This window comes from Pseudomonas sp. NPDC088429 (genome assembly GCF_044753305.1).
Taxonomy (GTDB): Bacteria; Pseudomonadota; Gammaproteobacteria; order Pseudomonadales; family Pseudomonadaceae; genus Aquipseudomonas; species Aquipseudomonas rustica.
Genome location: NZ_JBIVMX010000028.1, coordinates 53,057 through 71,697, shown reverse-complemented (window position 1 = coordinate 71,697; position 18,641 = coordinate 53,057). Strand labels below are relative to the sequence as shown.

General features: G+C 60.6%; 8 protein-coding genes. 3 read left to right on the top strand and 5 right to left on the bottom strand.

Features of this window, described 5'->3' with window-relative positions; translation table 11 throughout:
• Positions 1-376, bottom strand: a 376-nt coding sequence (locus ACIP66_RS15895) for a nuclear transport factor 2 family protein (RefSeq protein ID WP_400649084.1), incomplete at its 3' end; no start/stop codon positions are given.
• 10 nt (positions 377-386) lie between these two features.
• Positions 387-1,337, bottom strand: coding sequence for an agmatinase (gene speB / locus ACIP66_RS15890; RefSeq protein WP_008086245.1), 951 nt, complete (start codon positions 1,335-1,337; stop codon positions 387-389).
• Between the two features lie 303 nt (positions 1,338-1,640).
• On the opposite strand from speB, the gene ACIP66_RS15885 reads away from it, so the two are divergent.
• On the top strand, positions 1,641-2,534 hold the full coding sequence (locus ACIP66_RS15885; protein ID WP_053118206.1) for a LysR family transcriptional regulator: 894 nt from the start codon (positions 1,641-1,643) through the stop codon (positions 2,532-2,534).
• A gap of 18 nt (positions 2,535-2,552) precedes the next feature.
• Positions 2,553-3,149 (top strand): tRNA-uridine aminocarboxypropyltransferase, encoded by a 597-nt coding sequence (locus ACIP66_RS15880; RefSeq protein WP_400649082.1) that lies wholly within the window; start codon positions 2,553-2,555, stop codon positions 3,147-3,149.
• Between the two features lie 114 nt (positions 3,150-3,263).
• Here the strand turns inward: ACIP66_RS15880 and ACIP66_RS15875 are convergent, their stop codons facing one another.
• From ACIP66_RS15875 to ACIP66_RS15865, 3 genes are all read right to left on the bottom strand, one after another.
• Positions 3,264-4,625, bottom strand: a complete 1,362-nt coding sequence (locus ACIP66_RS15875; RefSeq protein WP_053118210.1) for an HlyD family type I secretion periplasmic adaptor subunit — start codon at positions 4,623-4,625, stop codon at positions 3,264-3,266.
• A 310-nt stretch (positions 4,626-4,935) separates the two neighbouring features.
• Positions 4,936-7,095, bottom strand: coding sequence for a type I secretion system permease/ATPase (locus ACIP66_RS15870; protein WP_400649080.1), 2,160 nt, complete (start codon positions 7,093-7,095; stop codon positions 4,936-4,938).
• A gap of 112 nt (positions 7,096-7,207) precedes the next feature.
• The gene (locus ACIP66_RS15865; protein WP_053118214.1) at positions 7,208-8,566 is read right to left on the bottom strand and encodes a TolC family outer membrane protein; all 1,359 of its coding nucleotides are present in this window, start codon (positions 8,564-8,566) and stop codon (positions 7,208-7,210) included.
• Between the two features lie 531 nt (positions 8,567-9,097).
• Here ACIP66_RS15865 and ACIP66_RS15860 point away from each other — a divergent pair.
• Entirely contained in the window at positions 9,098-18,475 is a 9,378-nt protein-coding gene (locus tag ACIP66_RS15860) for a retention module-containing protein (RefSeq protein ID WP_400649078.1), read from the top strand.
• Positions 18,476-18,641 lie beyond the last annotated feature (166 nt).

The following is an 18,641-nucleotide window of genomic DNA, read 5'->3' as shown; positions in this document are numbered from 1 at the left end:
GGGGCAGCCTATGGCCGTGGTGGTCTTGGCTCGTCGCTTGTGTCGTGTACACATTCGTCTCGCGCTCCTGGGTGAAGTGGTGCTCCCCTTGCATGCGCAGCTCGGTGGCCACGTCATGGATGAAAATCGCCACGTCACCTTGCAGGCTGACGAAGGCGTTGCTCGAGGTACACGCAAGCACCTCGAAGCCATCCTCGGCGCGCCAGCTGTCCCACAAGGCCTGATAGGCATCGCGCGACAGCAACGGCTGTTCGAGGGTGTAGAAAACGAAACTTGCATCGGCGCTGAACGCGCCGAAGTAAGCCTCGCGATCATTACGGGCAAAGGCAGCCACCAGCTCGGCGGCCGCTTGCAGAACCTGATCACGTTCGTTCATGACGCAACCCTCAGCGGTGAACCACGCCTGGCAGTACGCAGAGCATTTCGTACAGCAGGTTGGCGGCCAGCAGCGAAGTGTTGCCGGTGGTGTCGTAAGCGGGCGAGACTTCTACCAGATCGCAACCGATCAAGTCGAGGCCTTGGCAGCCGCGAACGATTTCAATCGCCTGAATGGTCGTCAGACCGCCGATTTCCGGGGTGCCGGTGCCAGGTGCCCAGGCCGGATCGATGCCGTCGATGTCGAAGCTGAGGTACACCGGGCCGCCGCCGACTTTCTCGCGCACTTCAGCCATCAGCGGTGCCAGCGACTTGTGCCAGCACTCTTCGGCCTGAACCACGCGGAAGCCCTGATCGCGGCTCCAGTTGAAGTCGTCAGCGGTGTAACCCTGAGCGCGCAGACCGATCTGCACGACACGGTCGCAATCGAGCAGACCTTCTTCAACCGCGCGGCGGAAGGTGGTGCCGTGGGCGATTTTCTCGCCGAACATGTGATCGTTGACGTCCGCGTGGGCATCGATGTGCACCAGACCGACCTTGCCATGCTTTTTATGAATCGCACGCAGGATCGGCAGGGTGATGGTGTGGTCGCCACCCAGGGTCATCGGGATCACGTTGTGCTCGAGGATGTTGTCGTAGGCTTCTTCGATGATGCGCACGGCGTCGAGCAGGTTGAAGGTGTTGATCGCCACGTCGCCGATGTCGGCCACGGCCAGCGAGTCGAACGGCGCAGCGCCGGTCGCCATGTTGTAAGGGCGGATCATCACCGATTCGGTGCGAATGTCGCGTGGCCCGAAGCGGGTGCCGGGGCGCAGCGAAGTACCGATGTCCAGTGGCACGCCTACGAAGGCAGCGTCCAGGCCGGCAGCGGTCGGTACATGGGGAAGTCGGAGCATGGTGGCGATGCCGCCGAAGCGCGGCATTTCGTTGCCGCCCAGTGGTTGGTGAAGAATCTTGTCCACGGGTAGGGCCTCATCGTCTTTGTTTTATTTATATCGGCGCGCCGTTGAGCACAGGTTCGGACGCCGCTGTGGGGCCGATGATGCGAAATGTAGTGAGGGGAAAGAATCGCTACGGGCAAATACTTAGTTCAGATTTTTCTAAACTAATGGCGAGGCCCGGGATAGACTCTTTACCTGGTTAAATATCCCTGTAGGAGCTGCCGAAGGCTGCGATCTTTTGATCTTGACCCTAAAAACAAAGATCAAAAGATCGCAGCCTTCGGCAGCTCCTACAGGGGAAAAGTCCGATGTTTGGAGAGCCGCATGGCCAACGCTTTACCCGACCTGAAACTATTGCGCATCTTCGTCAGCGTCGTGCGGCATCAGGGTTTCGCCAATGCGCAGCAGGAACTCAACCTGTCGACCTCGGCGATCAGCACCTACATGAGCCAGCTCGAAGCCGCGCTCGGTCTGGTGCTGTGCCATCGCGGACGCGGCGGGTTCAGCCTGACCAGCAAGGGTGAGCTGTTCCATCAGGAAACCCTGCGCCTGCTCGCCGAACTCGAAGGGTTCGAGCAATACGCCGCCGCGCTCAAGGGCGAATTGCGCGGCACGCTCAACCTCGGCGTGATCGACTCCACGGTCAGCGACAAGGCCTTGCCGTTCGCCGAAGCCATTGGCGGCTACAGTCAGGAACACCCGGCGGTGCATTTGCACTTATCGGTGATGAGCCCGTACGAATTGCAACTCGGTGTGCAGGACAATCGCCTCGACCTGGCCATCGGCGCGTTCTCCACACGGATGAGCGGTCTGGTCTACATGCCGCTGTACCGCGAGCAGCACTGGTTGTATTGCAGCAGCCGCCATCCGTTGTTCAACGAGCGGCGCATCCCCGAGCAAGTCATCACCCAGCAGCGCATGGTCGGTCGTGGTTATTGGAGTCAGGCCGAGCTGGCGCGTCACGGTTTCAAGCACAGCGCTGCGACCGTGGAAAGTATGGAGGCGCAGCTGATTCTGGTGCTGTCCGGCGCCTACATTGGTTACTTGCCGGAGCACTACGCGCAGGCGTGGGCCGACAAAGGGGATTTGCGGGTTCTGCTGCCGGCGACGTTCGGTTATCAGGCGCCGTTCTCGATGATCATGCGCCGGGGCCGTAGCCGTGAGCCGCTGATCCAGACCTTCCGCGATTTGCTCAAAGCACAGCTCAATCAGGCTTAGCTTGTAGGAAAAAGAAGTATGTCCAGACCTCAATGCCCGCGCTGCCTGCGCCCACAAACCCATTGCCTGTGCCCGCTGATCCCCAGCCTCGACAGCCGCACGCGAGTGTTGCTGTTGCAGCATCCGAGCGAGGTCAATCATGCGTTGAACACCGCGCGATTGGCGGCGTTGGGGTTGAGCAATGCCGAGCTGATTGTGGGTGAGGTGTTTGAGGATTTGCCGAGGCTGCTGAATCAGCCGGGGTATCGGGCGCGGTTGTTGTTTCCCGCCGATGATGCGCAGCCGATGCAGGCTTACGCTGAGTCGGATGAGCCGTTGTTACTGGTGGTGCCTGATGGAACGTGGCGTAAAGCGCGCAAGATGCTGCACCTCAATCCACTGCTGGCGGCGTTGCCACGGGTGACGCTGGCCGAGGGCGGGGTGTCGCGCTATCGGTTGCGCAAGGCCCCGGGGCCGGGGGCATTGTCGACGGTTGAGGCGATTGTGCAGGCATTGCAAACGCTGGAGGCGCCGGTTTCGTTTGAGCCGTTGCTCAAGCCGTTTGAAGCGTTGATCGAGGGGCAGATTGCGGCGATGGGGGAGGAGACCTTTCAGCGTAATCATGGCGATAGATGATCGTTCCCACGCTCTGCGTGGGAATGCATCCAGTGACGCTCTGCGTCACAGTCGCGAAGGGACGAGGAGCGTCCCGGGCGGCATTCCCACGCGGAGCGTGGGAACGATCATTCGCTACCGCTCGCGCATCGCCTCAGTCCGCGCCTTCAGCACCGGTTTCAGCAAGTAATCCAGCACACTCTTCTCGCCGGTAATAATGTCCACCGTCGCCACCATCCCCGGAATAATCAGCAACGGTTTCACATCCCCGCCCAAATGGTTTTTATCGGTGCGCACCTGAATCAGGTAAAAGCTGTTGCCCTTGTCATCAGTAATCGTGTCCGCGCCGATCAACTCAAGCTTGGCGCTCAGCCCGCCGTAAATCGTGTAGTCATAAGCACTGAACTTGACCATCGCCTTCTGCCCCGGATGCAGAAACGCCACGTCCTGCGGGCGCACTTTGGCTTCGATCAGCAGGTTGTCCTCCAGCGGCACGATTTCAACCATGTCGCTGCCCGGCTGCACCACGCCGCCGATGGTGTTGACCTTCAATTGCTTGATCACGCCGTGCACCGGTGAAGTCACGGTGGTGCGGGTGACCCGGTCGTCGATGGCGATGCTGGTCGCGGTGATTTTTGACAGGTCGGTGCGTTTCTCGTTTAGCTCTTTGGCGGCTTCGGAGCGGAAGGTTTGTTCGGATTCGTCGATCTTGCTGCGGATCTCGGCAATCGCCGATTCGGCGCGGGGAATGGCGAGTGTGGTGGCGTTCAGCGAACCTCGGATCTCCACCGCGCTGCGCTTCAATCGCAAGATTTCCACCGGCGACACCGCGCCGGTTTTCACCAGCGGTTCGGACATGTTCATCTCTTGCTGCAGCAAGGCCAAACTGGAACTGAACTGGCCCTGCTTGGAACGAAATTCCGCCAGTTCCTGGGTTTTCTGCCGCAGTTGTTCGCTGAGGGTTCGTTGTTCACTGGCCAGTCGGCGCTGGCGTTGGTCATACAGCGAGCGCTCGTCTTCAGCGACTTGCGGTGCTTTGGCGACCACTTCATCGGAGAGCTTGAACGGCCGGCCTTCCGCTTCGGCCGACAGTCTTTCGACCTGCGCCGTCAGCGCATAACGATCGGCCTCGCTCTCGCCTTTGTTCGAACGGAAGCGCGTGTCATCCAGACGCAGCAGGGTGTCGCCCTTGTTCACCATTTGCCCTTCACGCACGAAGATCTCGGTAACGATGCCGCCCTCAAGATTCTGGATCACCTGAATCTTGCTCGACGGAATCGCCTTGCCTTCGCCCATGGTCACTTCTTCGAGCACGGCGAATTTGGCCCAGACCACCGCACTGATCAGCAGCCCTGCTGCCAGCCACACGGTGATCCGCGACCAGCGCGGCGAATCCTGCAACGCGGCCCCGGCGGTTTCCGGCATGAACTCAGCCTCGGCGCTTTTGCCGAAACTGTCGAAGTAGCCGCGAGATTTGCTATCTGAAGATGCCGACATGGGGCGATACCCCTCAATTAAGAAACATCAAACTGGATGACCCATTAGTGGCCAGGGGCGCGTATCTGTAACCAGAGAACTCCCTTTGGCCTGAGAATTTCCCAGTGGCCACAGAAAATTCCTGTGGCCAAAAAGGTTTCCTGTGGCGAGGGGATTTATCCCCGTTGGGTTGCGCAGCAACCCCAAAAATCTTGTGGGCGCTGCGCACCCAAACGGGGATAAATCCCCTCGCCACAGGTTTTGTGTAAGGCACAGGTTTTGTGCAATGCAGGGCACTTTTTTGTGTAAGCCATAAATTATGGTTAAGCATCTACACCGCCGCAGAGCCGACGCGGCCCTTGCGCAGTGCTTCGATGACTGCTTCTTTCGGGCCGTCGGCGACGATCCGGCCGTTGTCGAGTACCAGCAGCCGATCCACCAGGCTCAGCATCGAGGTGCGGTGGGTGACCAGCAGCAGGGTTTTGCCTTGCACCCAGCCATGAAGTTTCTGGCGCAGGATGTCTTCGCTGCTGTTGTCCATGGCGCTGGTGGGTTCGTCGAGGAGCATGATCGGCGGGTCGAGCAACAGCGAACGCGCGAGCAATACCGCTTGGCGTTGGCCGCCGGACAGCAATTGCCCGCGCTCACCGACCGGCCGATCAAAACCTTGCGGATGCTGGCGAGCGAGTTCGGTAACGCCGGTCAGCTCAGCCACTTCAAGCATCCGCGAATCGCTGACGTAGCGTGCGCCGAGGGTGAGGTTATCGCGCAAGCTGCCGGCCAGCAGCGGCAGGTCGTGGGCGACATAGCCGATTTGCTGGCGCAGATCCGCGACATCCAGTTGCCGCAGGTCGAGACCGTCGAGCAGCAACTGGCCTTCTTCTGGCTCATAGAAACCCATGACCAATCGCGCCAAGGTGCTTTTACCCGAGCCACTGCGACCGATAATGCCAACCCGTTCGCCGGCCTTGAGGCTGAAGCTGATGTTGCTCAGGGCCGGCGCATTCTGGCCGTTGTAGTGAAAGGTCACGCCGCTGACGTCCAGGGCGCCTTGCAGTTGCGTGCGTTCCAGCGGCCGCTGTTTGCCGTCACGTTCCTGTGGCAACGACATCAGCGCGTCGGTGCTTTTCATGGTCAATTGCGCTTGCTGATAACGGGTGATCAGCCCGGCGATCTGCCCCAGCGGCGCGAGTACGCGGCTGCCGAGCATGTAGCTGGCGACCAGCGCACCAACGCTGAGGTTGCCGGCGATGATGCTGTAAACCCCGGCGACAATCGTCGCCATCCCCGAGAACTGCTGAATGAACAATGTGCCGTTGGTTGCCAGCGCCGAGAGATTGCGCGCATGGCTGTCGAGGCGGGTGAGGGCGCCGTGGGTGCTTTCCCATTTGTGCTGGCGCTCGCTTTCGGCGCTGCAGGCCTTGAGGGTTTCCAGACCGCCGAGTGTTTCGATCAGCACGGCCTGGCGTTCGGCGCCGAGGCTCAGGCTTTTCTGCACGGTGTCACGCAGGCGCACCTGAATCGCCAGGGCGAAGATGATCGTGATCGGAAACGCCAACATCGGAATCACCACCAGCCAGCCGCCGAGGAGGCCTATCACCACCAGCATCAGCACGACGAAGGGCAGGTCGATCAGGCTGGTCAGGGTGACGGCGGTGAGGAATTCACGCAGACCCTGAAAGTCATGAATGCTCTGGGCGAAACCGCCGATGGTCGCTGGCCTTGCCTTCATCGACATGCCGGTGATGCGTTCGAATAAAGTCGCAGAAAGGATCACATCGGTTTTCTTGCCGGCGGTGTCGAGCAAGTGCGCACGCACCACGCGCAGCACCAGTTCGAAACCGGTGCCGATCAACAGGCCGATCGACAACACCCACAAGGTCGACGTCGCTTGGTTTGGCACCACGCGGTCGTAGGTCTGCATGACGAACAGCGGCACCATCAGGCCCAGCAGGTTGATCAGGAAACTGGCGAGAATTGCGTCGCCGTAAAGCCATTTCGACAGCTTCAGGGTATCGCGAAACCAGGCATGCACGCGCGGCACCAGCGGCGAGCGCAGGTCTTCGAGTTCGTGGCGCGGCCGGGCGAACAAGGCCTGGCCGCTGTAGTGTTCGGTGAGTTCTTCACGGCTGACCCATTGCTCGCCGCCATCGGCTTCGCTGGGCAGAATCAGCGCTTTGCCGTCATCGCCGAAGCGCCGCAACACGGCGGTGCGGCCGTCGTTGAGCAACAACAGAATTGGCAGGTTCAGTGGTGAGATGTCTTTGAGTTCACGGCGCAACATCCGCGCCTGCAAACCTGCACGAGCAGCAGCGCGGGGTAACAAATCGAGGCTCAGACGTTGTTTGTTCAGCGGCAGCCCGGCACTCAGGCTGGCGCGACTGACTGTCGCGCCGTGCAGTTTGCAGAGAATCAACAGACCGTCGAGTAACGGATCATCGAAGCTCAGCCGCGGATCGACCCCAGAGTTGCCGGGTTCCATGCTGGTCATATTGATCGCTCCTTTGAACTGGCTCGGACACCCACATCAACCCTGCTGCATGATCGTTCCCACGCAGAACGTGGGAACGATCATGCAGCCTTCGGCAGCTCCTACAGAGGGGTTATTTCAGCTCTGGGAGGCGGGCTTCGTTTTTCACTTCGCTGGAGGCGATCGCATCGGCGGGCAGCACCACCCGTTGTTTGCTCAGCAACTGGCCCATGTTCGCCAGCACGCGGTACATCGAATATTCCTCGGTGTAGCGGATTTCGGTGTAACGACGGTTGGCGTTGTAGAGCTCGTTTTCACTGTCGAGCAAGTCGAGCAGGGTGCGTTGGCCGAGGCCGAACTGATCCTGATACGCGGCGCGCACACGCTTGGTGGTTTCCGCGTATTCGCGGGCGGTCGGAGTCTGTTTCTTCGCGTTGAGCATGGCGTTCCAGGCCAAGTGAATGTTCTCGTTGAGCTGACGCAGGGCGTTGTTGCGGATGTCCATCGCCTGATTGATCTGGTGCGCATCGGAGGCCAGTCGCGCCTTGTCGCTGCCGCCACGGAACAGGTTGTAGTTCATGATCACGCCGACACGCCATTCGTTGTCGTGGCCTTCATCGCCCTGCACGTTGTTGTTCGCGCCCACCGCTGCTTCAGCGTCGAAGCGTGGGTAGAACGGCGACTTGGCGACTTCGTATTGGCTCTCAGCCGATTGCACGTCGGCCTGCGCCGATTTCAGGTACGGGTTGTTTTCGACCATGCTCTGCTGGGCTTCCGGCAGGGTGGTCGGCAACTCGCCACGGGTCGTGGCCGGGGCTTCCAGTTCATCAGGCATGCGCCCGACAACGCTGAAGAAGTTCGACTCGGCATCCGCGAGATCGACTTCAGCGGTGTCGAGGTTGTTTTGCGCCAGCGCTTTACGCGCCACCGATTGATCGGAGTCGGCGGTGCTGCCGATGCCGCGCTCGGTGCGCAGGCCAATCTGGTCGTTGACGCGCAAGTGCGCTTGCAGGTTGTTCGTGGCCAGGGTCACCAGTTCGCGGCGCTTGAGCACTTCGAGGTAGACCTCGATGGTGCGCAGGGCCAGATCCTGAGCGGTGCCTTGCGCGTAGTAGGCGCGCGAATTGGACACGCCTTTTGTGCGCTCAACCTCGTTGGCGGTGTTGAAACCGTCGAACAGCATTTGCCGCAAGCGCAGCTCGGATTGGGTGTAGTTGAGAATTCGTGTGTCGTGGTTACCGAAGGCGCGGGTGTTGGTGTTGTCGCTGTAGCCACGGCCATACGCGGCGTTCAAATCGACGGACGGATAGAAACCGCCCTTGGCGACTTTGACTTGTTCATCAGCCGACAGGCGTGCGTCCACGCGCGAAGCGAGTTCCGGGTGGGTGGCGATGGTGCTTTGGATCGCCTCGGTGAGGTTCATGGCCTGGGCTTGGGATGTGCAAGCCATGGCCAGCAAAACCGCGCTGCAGAGGGGGGTTAAAACGCGCATGGGTGCATCTCCCTGAGTCCTGATGGTGTGTTACTGTCGCCAAAAATTTGACGATATTTTTAGTGGAAAGCGTTTCACTCTTGTAACAACAGAGCTAAGAACATAATGAAGCGTAGCTAAGAAAAAATTTTCATAAGGCTTATTCCGAAAAAAACTTATGCGGTTTGTAAAATCCGGCACATTGTTCAGCTCGAAAGCCTTTGTTTTATGCGCGCTAGGGAGCGCAGAAAGGCTTGAGGAAAGTTCCATTCACTTTGCGACATACGGCGAAGTACTGCTGAAGGGGAGGGACGCGTAGCGGCTGGGGAGCGACAGATTTTTGTCACTCGAGTGATTCACCGGCGTTACGTAGCGCTCGTGGGTTTGCTGCATTGATCAGGTTTTTCAAGTGCTTGATAGCACTGATTTTTCCTGAACGGCGCAACCTGCGAACGAACTGTCGAAGGCGCGAGCGTCGCCACGGCAACCCGATTGAGCCATGGGCTACTTCGTTAACCAGTGCCGACAGTGGTCGGCAGCGGAGGAATTCACATGGCAACGCTCATCGGTACCGTCACTAAAGTCATTGGTCAGGTTTTCGCACAGGCAGCGGACGGCACAAAACGCGCGCTGGTCGAAGGCGATCGGCTGTTTGCCGGCGATCAATTGATCACCGGGGCCGAAGGCGCCGTTGCCGTTCATCTGCAAAATGGCAAAGAGCTAACCCTTGGGCGCGGCAGCAGCATGACCCTGTCCGGGCAACTGCTCGCCGATCAGGCCGCGCACGTGAACGCGGCCGAGGCGGTGACGCCGAGCGAAGCGCAACTGACCGACGTCGAGCAAATCCAGAAAGCCATCGCCGCCGGTGATGACCCGTCGAAAACCGCTGAAGCCACTGCCGCTGGGCCAAACGCTCCGGGTGGCGCGCCGGGTGAAGCGGGCGGTGGTCACAGTTTTGTCTTGCTGACGGAAGTCGGCGGGCGCGTTGATCCGATCATCGGATTCCCCACCGCCGGGTTTGGCGGCATCCCTGAATTCCCTGAAGAACGCCACAACGTGGTGATCGACAACGGCGACGACACGCCAGTGATCGTGCCGCCACCGGTCAACAATCTGGTGACCCTCAACGGCCTGTCCGTACCGGGTGGCGAGCTGAATCTCAACGAAGCCAATCTGCCCGACGGCTCGGCCGCCAATCCGGCAGCGCTGACCCAAAGTGGCAGCTTCACCGTTAACGCGCCGGATGGTTTGAGCAGCCTCAGCGTCGGCGGCATCAGCCTGGTCAACGGTGGTGTAGCGGTCGGTTTCCCGCAGTCGATCACCACGCAATTGGGCAACACCCTGACCATCACCGGCTACAACGCGAGCACCGGTGTCGTCACCTACAGCTATACCCTCAACGGCAACGACACCCATGCAGCGGGCGATGGCGCGAACAACCTCAGTGAACAATTCACCGTGGTTGCCGGCGACAGCAATGGCGATACCGCGACCGGTACGCTCGACGTCAACATCACCGACGACGTGCCGCGCGCAGTGGATGACAGCAACAGCTCAACCGCTTCGGAAACCTTGCTGACGCTGACCGGCAACGTGCTGACCAACGATGTGCAAGGCGCTGACCGCGTGGCCACCGGCCCGGTGACGCCCGGCACGTTCACCGGCACTTACGGCACCCTGGTGCTGAACGCCAATGGCACTTATACCTACACGCTCAACACCAGTGACGCCGATTTCAAAGCGCTGCACGGCGGTGGCAACGGCACCGAAACCTTCGCCTATACCCTCACCGATTCGGACGGCGATAGCAGCACCGCGAATCTGGTTTTGCAGATCCACAACAACGACGACCCGGTGACCCTCGGCGGTTTGAATATTGCGGGCGGCGAGCTGACGGTTTTCGAGAAAAACCTGGCCCTGGGCAGTTCACCTGATTCGGCAGCGCTGACGCAAAATGGCAGCTTCACCGTTACTGCACTCGATGGCGTCACCACGCTAACCGTCGGCGGCATTGCCGTGGTCACCAACGGTGTCGCGGCTGGTTTTCCGCAATCGGTGACGACGCCGCTGGGCAGCACGTTGACCATTACCGGGTTCAACGCGGCGACCGGCGTGGTCAGTTACAGCTACACCCTGGTCGATAACGAAGCGCATCCGAACGCCAATGGCGCGAACACTCTGCCAGAGCAATTCGCCGTCACCGTCGTCGATGACAACGGCACCACTGCCAATGCCACGCTCGATGTGAACATCATCGACGACCTGCCAAAAGCGGTGGATGACAGCAATACCGGCACCGCCTCGGAGACCAATCTCAGCCTCACCGGCAACGTGCTGACCAACGATGTGCAGGGCGCCGACCGCGTGGTCACTGGCGAGACTGCCGGGCCGATCACTGCCGGCACGTTTGCGGGGACTTACGGGACTTTGGTGCTCAACGCCAACGGCACTTACACCTACACGCTGAACACCAGCGATGCCGATTTCAAAGCGCTGCACGGTGGCGGCAACGGTACTGAAAACTTCACCTACACCATCACCGATTCCGATGGCGATACCAGCACCGCGAACCTCGTCTTGCAGATTCATAACAACGACGATCCAGTGGTAATCGGTGGTCTGGATGTTAACGGCGGCGAACTCACCGTTTACGAGAAAAACCTCAGCGACGGCAGCGCACCAGACTCCGGTGCATTGACGCAAAGCGGCACCTTCAACATCACTGCGCTGGACGGCGTGACCACGTTGACCGTTGGCGGCATCGCCGTCGTCACCAACGGCGTAGCAGCAGGTTTCCCACAATCAATCACCACGCCATTGGGCAGCACACTGACCATCACCGGTTTCAACGAAACCACCGGCGTCGTCAGCTACAGCTACACCCTGGTCGATAACGAAGCGCACCCAACCGCGAACGGCGCGAACAATTTGCCTGAGCAGTTCGCCGTCACCGTCGTCGATGACAACGGCACCACCGCCAACGCGACCCTCGATGTGAATATCGTCGATGACTTGCCAAAAGGCGTGGATGACTCGAACGCAGGCACCGCCTCGGAAACCAATCTGTCGCTCACTGGCAACGTGTTGACCAACGATGTGCAGGGCGCCGACCGTGTGGTCATCGGCGAGAATGCCGGGCCAATCACCGCCGGTACTTTCTCCGGGACTTACGGCACATTGGTGCTCAACGCCAACGGCACTTACACCTACACCCTCAACACCACTGATGCTGATTTCAAAGCGTTGCACGGTGGCGGCAACGGAACAGAAACCTTCACCTACACCATCACCGATTCCGACGGCGACACCAGCACCGCAAACCTCGTCTTGCAGATCCACAACAACGACGACCCGGTGATCATCAACGGCCTCGACGTGAATGGCGGCGAGCTGACTGTTTACGAAAAAAACCTCAGCGACGGCAGCGCACCAGACTCCGGCGCACTGACCCAAAGCGGCACCTTCAACATCACCGCACTCGACGGCGTGACCACGCTGACCGTGGGCGGCATCGCCGTGGTCACCAACGGCGTAGCCGCAGGCTTCCCGCAATCAATCACCACCCCGCTGGGTAGCACACTGACCATCACCGGTTTCAACGAAACCACCGGCGTCGTCAGCTACAGCTACACCCTGGTCGATAACGAAGCGCACGCAACCGCTAACGGCGCAAACAATCTGCCAGAGCAGTTCGCCGTCACCGTCGTCGATGACAACGGCACCACCGCCAATGCGACCCTCGATGTAAACATCATCGACGACCTGCCAAAAGGCGTGGACGACAGCAACGCCGGCACCGCCTCAGAAACCCTGCTGAGCCTGTCCGGCAACGTACTGACCAACGACGTACAAGGCGCCGATCGCGTACCTGCCGGCCCGAATGCCGGCCCAATCACCGCCGGTACGTTCTCCGGGACTTACGGCACATTAGTGCTCAACGCCAACGGCACGTACACCTACACGCTGAACACCACCGACGCCGATTTCAAAGCGCTGCACGGTGGCGGCAACGGGACAGAAACCTTCACCTACACCATCACCGATTCCGATGGCGATACCAGCACCGCAAACCTCGTCTTGCAGATCCACAACAACGACGACCCGGTGATCATCAACGGCCTCAACGTCAACGGTGGCGAACTCACCGTTTACGAGAAAAACCTCAGCGACGGCAGTACTCCAGATTCCACCCAGCTGACCCAAAGCGGCACCTTCAACATCACCGCACTCGACGGCGTCACCACGTTGACCGTTGGCGGCATCGCCGTGGTTACGAATGGCGTAGCAGCAGGCTTCCCGCAATCAATCACCACGCCATTGGGCAGCACACTGACCATCACCGGTTTCAACGAAACCACCGGCGTCGTCAGTTACAGCTACACCCTGGTCGATAACGAAGCGCACCCAACCGCGAACGGCGCAAACAATCTGCCAGAGCAGTTTGCCGTCACCGTCGTCGATGACAACGGCACCACTGCCAACGCGACCCTCGACGTCAACATCGTCGACGACCTGCCTAAAGCGCTGGACGACAGCAATACAACCACGGCGTCGGAAAGCCAACTGACGCTGACCGGCAACGTCCTGACCAACGATGTGCAGGGCGCCGACCGTGTCGCCAGCGGGCCGGTGACCGCCGGTACGTTCACCGGGACTTACGGCACCTTGGTGCTCAACGCCAACGGCACGTACACCTACACCCTCGACACCACCGATGCCGACTTCAAAAATCTGCACGGCGGCGGCAACGGTACCGAGAATTTCACCTACACCATCACCGACTCCGACGGCGATACCAGCACCGCCAACCTGGTGCTGAACATCCATAACAATGACGACCCGGTGGTGCTCAACGGCCTCGACGTCAATGGCGGCGAACTGACGGTCTACGAGAAAAATCTCGGTGACGGCACCGACCCCAATACCCCGGCGCTGACCCCGAGCGGCACCTTCACCGTCACTGCTCTCGACGGTCTGCAAACCCTGACCGTCGGCGGCATCAACGTGGTGACCGGTGGCGTGGCCGCAGGTTTCCCACAATCGATCACCACGCCGTTGGGCAGCACGCTGACCATCACCGGTTACAACGAAACCACCGGTGTCGTCAGCTACAGCTACACCTTGGTCGATAACGAAACCCATCCGAACGCCAACGGCGCCAACAGCATCACCGAGAACTTCAACGTGGTGGCGACGGACACCGATGGCAGCACCGCCAACGGCCAGATCAACGTCAACATCGTCGATGATTTGCCGAGCGCCCACCCTGATGCCGCGTCGGTGGCAGAGGGCGGAACCGTCAGCGGCAATGTGCTCGACAACGATATCGGCGGCGCCGATGGCCCGGCGGCGACCGGCGCGGTGGTTGGCGTGCGTGCCGGCGCCGACACGTCGACCTCGGCCCTCGGTGGCCTGAACAGCAACATCAACGGCACCTACGGCTACCTGACCCTGGATGCCAATGGCAACGCCGTCTACCACAGCAATCCCAATGCGGTGAACGGCCCGGGCGCGGTGGATGTGTTTACCTACACCGTGCGCGATTCCGACGGTGATGAAAGCACCACAACCATCACCATCGACGTCGCCAACAGCAAACTGTATGCGACCAGCGACACCGATGTGACCGTGTTCGAGAAAGCACTCGACCTGACCAAGGACGGCGCGGATCTGGCCCCCGGTACGGTCACCGGCAGCGACCCGAGCAACACCGGCGAAACCGCGTCCGGCACCCTGGTCGGCTCGGTCACTGGCGCGGTTGGCGCGATCAGCTATGCATTGGTCGGCAGTGCCACCGGCAACTACGGACAGATCGTCCTCAACCCCAACGGCACGTACACCTACACCCTGACATCGCCGGCGACCACCACGCCGCATGCCGACGACGGCGCCAACATCCTGACCGAAAGTTTTACCTATCAGGCCACCGATTCGCTGGGCAATATCGTCACCAGCACCATCGTCGTCAGCATCGTCGACGACGTGCCACATGCAGTGAACGACAGCAACGCCAACAGCGCTTCGGAAAGCCTGTTGACCCTCACCGGCAACGTGCTGACCAACGATGTGCAAGGCGCCGACGTGGTCGCGAGCGGGCCGATTACTCCCGGCACCTTCACCGGCACCTACGGCAAACTGGTGCTCAACGCCGACGGCTCGTACACCTACACGCTGGACACCAATGATGCCGACTTCAAAAATCTGCACGGCGGTGGCAACGGCACCGAGACGTTCACCTACACCCTGACCGATGCCGATGGCGACGTCAGCACCGCCAACCTGGTGCTGAACATCCACAACAATGACGATCCGGTGGTGCTCAACGGTCTCGACGTCAACGGCGGCGAACTCACCGTTTACGAGAAAAACCTCAGCGACGGCACCAGCCCGAACACAGCTTTGCTGACCCAAAGCGGCACCTTCACCGTGACCGCCCTCGACGGCCTGCAAACCCTGACGGTCGGCGGCATTGCCGTGGTGACCAACGGTGTCGCCGCAGGCTTCCCGCAATCGGTGGTTTCGCCGCTGGGCAGCACCTTCACCATCACCAATTACAACCCGACCACCGGTGTCGTGAGTTACAGCTACACCCTGGTCGACAACGAAACCCACCCGAACGCCAATGGTGCCAACAGCCTCACCGAGAACTTCAACGTGGTGGCGACGGACACCGACGGCAGCACTGCCAACGGCCAGATCAACGTCAACATCATCGATGACCTGCCGACTGCCAAAGCCGACACCGGCTCGGTGGCCGAGGGCGGTACCGTCAACATCAGCGTGCTGGGCAATGACGTCACCGGCGCCGATGGCGCAGCAACAGGCGGGGCGGTGGTCGGCGTGCGCGCCGGCAGCAACACCGGCACTTCGGCCATTGGCGGGCTCAACAGCAACATCAACGGCAACTTCGGTTACCTGACCCTCGATGCTGCAGGCAACGCCGTTTATCACAGCAATCCGAACTCGGTGAGCCCACCGGGCGCGACGGACACCTTCACCTACACCATTCGCGACAGCGACGGCGATGAAAGCACCACGACCATCACCATCAACGTCGCCGACAGCAAACTGATTGCCTCGGTCGATCAGGACGTCACGGTCTACGAAAAAGCCCTCGACCTGACCAAGGATGGCCAGGATCTGGCCGCCGGTACGGTCACCGGCAGCGAGCCGACCAACACCGGCGAAACCGCGACGGGCACGCTGGTTGGCGCGGTCACCGGCGGCAGCGGCGCGCTCACTTACACCTTGGTCGGCAGCGCCACCGGCAGCTACGGGCAGATCCAGCTGAATGCCGACGGCACCTACACCTACACGCTGACTTCGGCGCCGAAAACCTCGCCGAACGCCAACGACGGGGCGAACAGCCTCAGCGAAAGTTTCACCTACAAAGCCACTGACGCACTGGGCAACAGCACCACCAGCACCATCGTCGTCAACATCGTCGATGACGTGCCAAAAGCCGTGGCTTCCGATCGTTCGGTGGCGGCGGTGGAGATCGATTCCAACCTGCTGATCGTCCTCGACATCTCCGGCAGTATGGCCGACGCCTCCGGCGTGCCGGGTCTGTCGCGGCTGGCGCTGGCCAAGCAGGCCATTAGTGCCTTGCTCGACAAATACGACGATCTCGGCGACGTGAAGGTGCAACTGGTGACCTTCAGCAGCAGCGCTACCGATCGCACCTCGGTGTGGGTCGATATCGCCACTGCCAAGACGATACTGGCGGGTTTGACCGCGGGCGGCGGCACCAACTACGACGCCGCCGTGGCGACCATGCAGACTGCGTTCAACACTTCGGGCAAACTCACCGGCGCGCAGAATGTTGGCTACTTCTTCTCCGACGGTAAACCGACCACTGGCCAGGAAATCGGCACGGCGGATGAAACCGCGCTGAAAGCTTTCCTCGATGCCAATAACATTCGTAACTACGCGATCGGCCTGGGCAGCGGCGTGAGCAACGCCAACCTCGATCCAGTCGCCTACGACGGCATCACCCACACCAACACCAACGCGGTGGTGGTGACCGACCTTAACCAACTCAACTCGGTGCTCTCGGGCACGGTGGTCGGCGCACCGGTCACCGGTTCGCTGCTGGGTGAGGGCGGTACGTTCGGCGCGGATGGCGGCTTTATCAAAACCATCGTCGTCGACGGCACCACCTACACCTACGATCCGAAAGCCCTTAGCGGTCAGGGTTCGTTGACGGCGACGGTTGGCACCAACCACGGCACCTTCAACACCGTAAACAACTCGGTGAGCATTGCCACCAACAATGGCGGCACGCTGGTGGTCAACCTCGACACCGGCGACTACACCTACACTTCGCAGAAAACCACCGCCGTGGTGATTACCGAGAACATCGGCTTCACCGTCAGCGACAACGACGGCGACCTCGCCAGCTCGACGCTGACCGTGAAAGTCATCCCCAATGCGCCGCCGGTAGCGGCGGACGATCACGTCATCACCAACGTGCTGTCGAGCAACGTCGTGGTGCCGGGCGAATTGCTGCTGGCCAACGACACCGATCCGAATGGCGATACGCTCAACGCCACGCCGACGACGTTCAATACCGGTTGGATCTCGAAAGCGGCGGACTTCACCGGCACCGGGGCGATCAACTTCACTGGCACCAACGCCAATACCGCGGCCAACCAGAACCTGGCTAACGTGCGCAATTCGTTCAGTGCCAACGCGGCAACCATGACCGCTGTGCTGGTGGTCAGCGGTTATCTCGGTGCTGTGACCAACAGCAACGCCAACGATGAAGACCGCATCACCGTCAATCTGCGTCAGGGTGAGACCCTTAATCTGGATCACAACCTGGCGGCCGGTCACGTCACCATGGAGTACTCGATCAATGGCGGCGCTTACACCACGCTGGCAGACGGGCAAACGCTGACGGCAGCCGCGAATGGGACCTATCAAATCCATATCACCAACATCAACGACACCACGGGCAGCGGCGGTAACTCAGCGGAAAACTACCAACTGACCATGACCCTCAACTACGCCGGGGCCCACGACATCACCCCGGACTTCAACGGCACCTACACCGCCAACGACAACCATGGCGGCAGCGACACTGCCAACGTCAGCATCAGCTATCAGGATGGCCACACCCTCACCGGTACCTCCGGCGATGACATCCTGGTTGCAGGCACCGGTAACAACATCATCAACGCCGGCGACGGCAACGATGTGCTCACTGCAGGCTCTGGCAACAATGAAATGCACGGCGGCGCCGGCAACGATTTGCTCTACAGCGGCCCGGGCAATGACCTTCTCGATGGCGGCACCGGCACGGACACGGCGAGCTATGCCCACGCCACCGCCGGCGTCACGGTCAACCTCGGCCTGCTCGGTGCGCAAAACACCCTCGGTGCCGGAACTGACACCCTGACGGGCATCGAAAACCTCGTCGGCTCGAACTTCAACGACACGTTGACCGGTGACAACAATAACAACGTGATCAATGGTGGGCTGGGCAACGACATCCTCAACGGTGGCGGCGGTGACGACTTGCTGATCGGCGGCCTGGGCAACAACACCCTGACCGGCGGAGCAGGGGCCGACACCTTCCAGTACCTCAAGGGCAACAGCGGCCACGACACCATCACCGACTTCACCCCCGGCACCGACAAGCTCGACCTGTCGCAACTGCTGCAAGGTGAAAACGGCACCACGGCGTCGCTCGATGACTACCTGCACTTCACCGTCACCGGCACGGGCGCGTCGGTGCTCACCAGCATCGACGTCAGCGCCATGGCCGGTGCCACGCCAAACCAGACCATCGACCTGGCCGGCGTCAACCTCGCCAGCCACTACGGTGTAACACCGGGGGCCGGCGGGATGATTGCCAGCGGGCACGACACGGCGACGATCATCACCGGCATGCTCAACGATCATTCGTTGAAGGTCGATACCGTCTGATCCGAGGCTGAAACGACAAAACCCGCGCTCCCGGTTGAAAGGGAGGGCGGGTTTTTTTACGTCTGAAAATAATGGATCTCAATGATATTCCCGGCGTGTGAGGAAGCTCAGGTGGGCAGTTCTCCGACGAACGGTCGTAAAACCTGTAATTTCTGACAGTAGTCAG

Bases quoted from the DNA above. Each gene is read 5' to 3' on its own strand.
- ACIP66_RS15885 (WP_053118206.1), top strand. From the start codon at position 1,641: ATGGCCAACGCTTTACCCGACCTGAAACTATTGCGCATCTTCGTCAGC.
- ACIP66_RS15880 (WP_400649082.1), top strand. From the start codon at position 2,553: ATGTCCAGACCTCAATGCCCGCGCTGCCTGCGCCCACAAACCCATTGC.
- ACIP66_RS15875 (WP_053118210.1), bottom strand. From the start codon at position 4,625: ATGTCGGCATCTTCAGATAGCAAATCTCGCGGCTACTTCGACAGTTTC.
- ACIP66_RS15870 (WP_400649080.1), bottom strand. From the start codon at position 7,095: ATGACCAGCATGGAACCCGGCAACTCTGGGGTCGATCCGCGGCTGAGC.
- ACIP66_RS15865 (WP_053118214.1), bottom strand. From the start codon at position 8,566: ATGCGCGTTTTAACCCCCCTCTGCAGCGCGGTTTTGCTGGCCATGGCT.
- ACIP66_RS15860 (WP_400649078.1), top strand. From the start codon at position 9,098: ATGGCAACGCTCATCGGTACCGTCACTAAAGTCATTGGTCAGGTTTTC.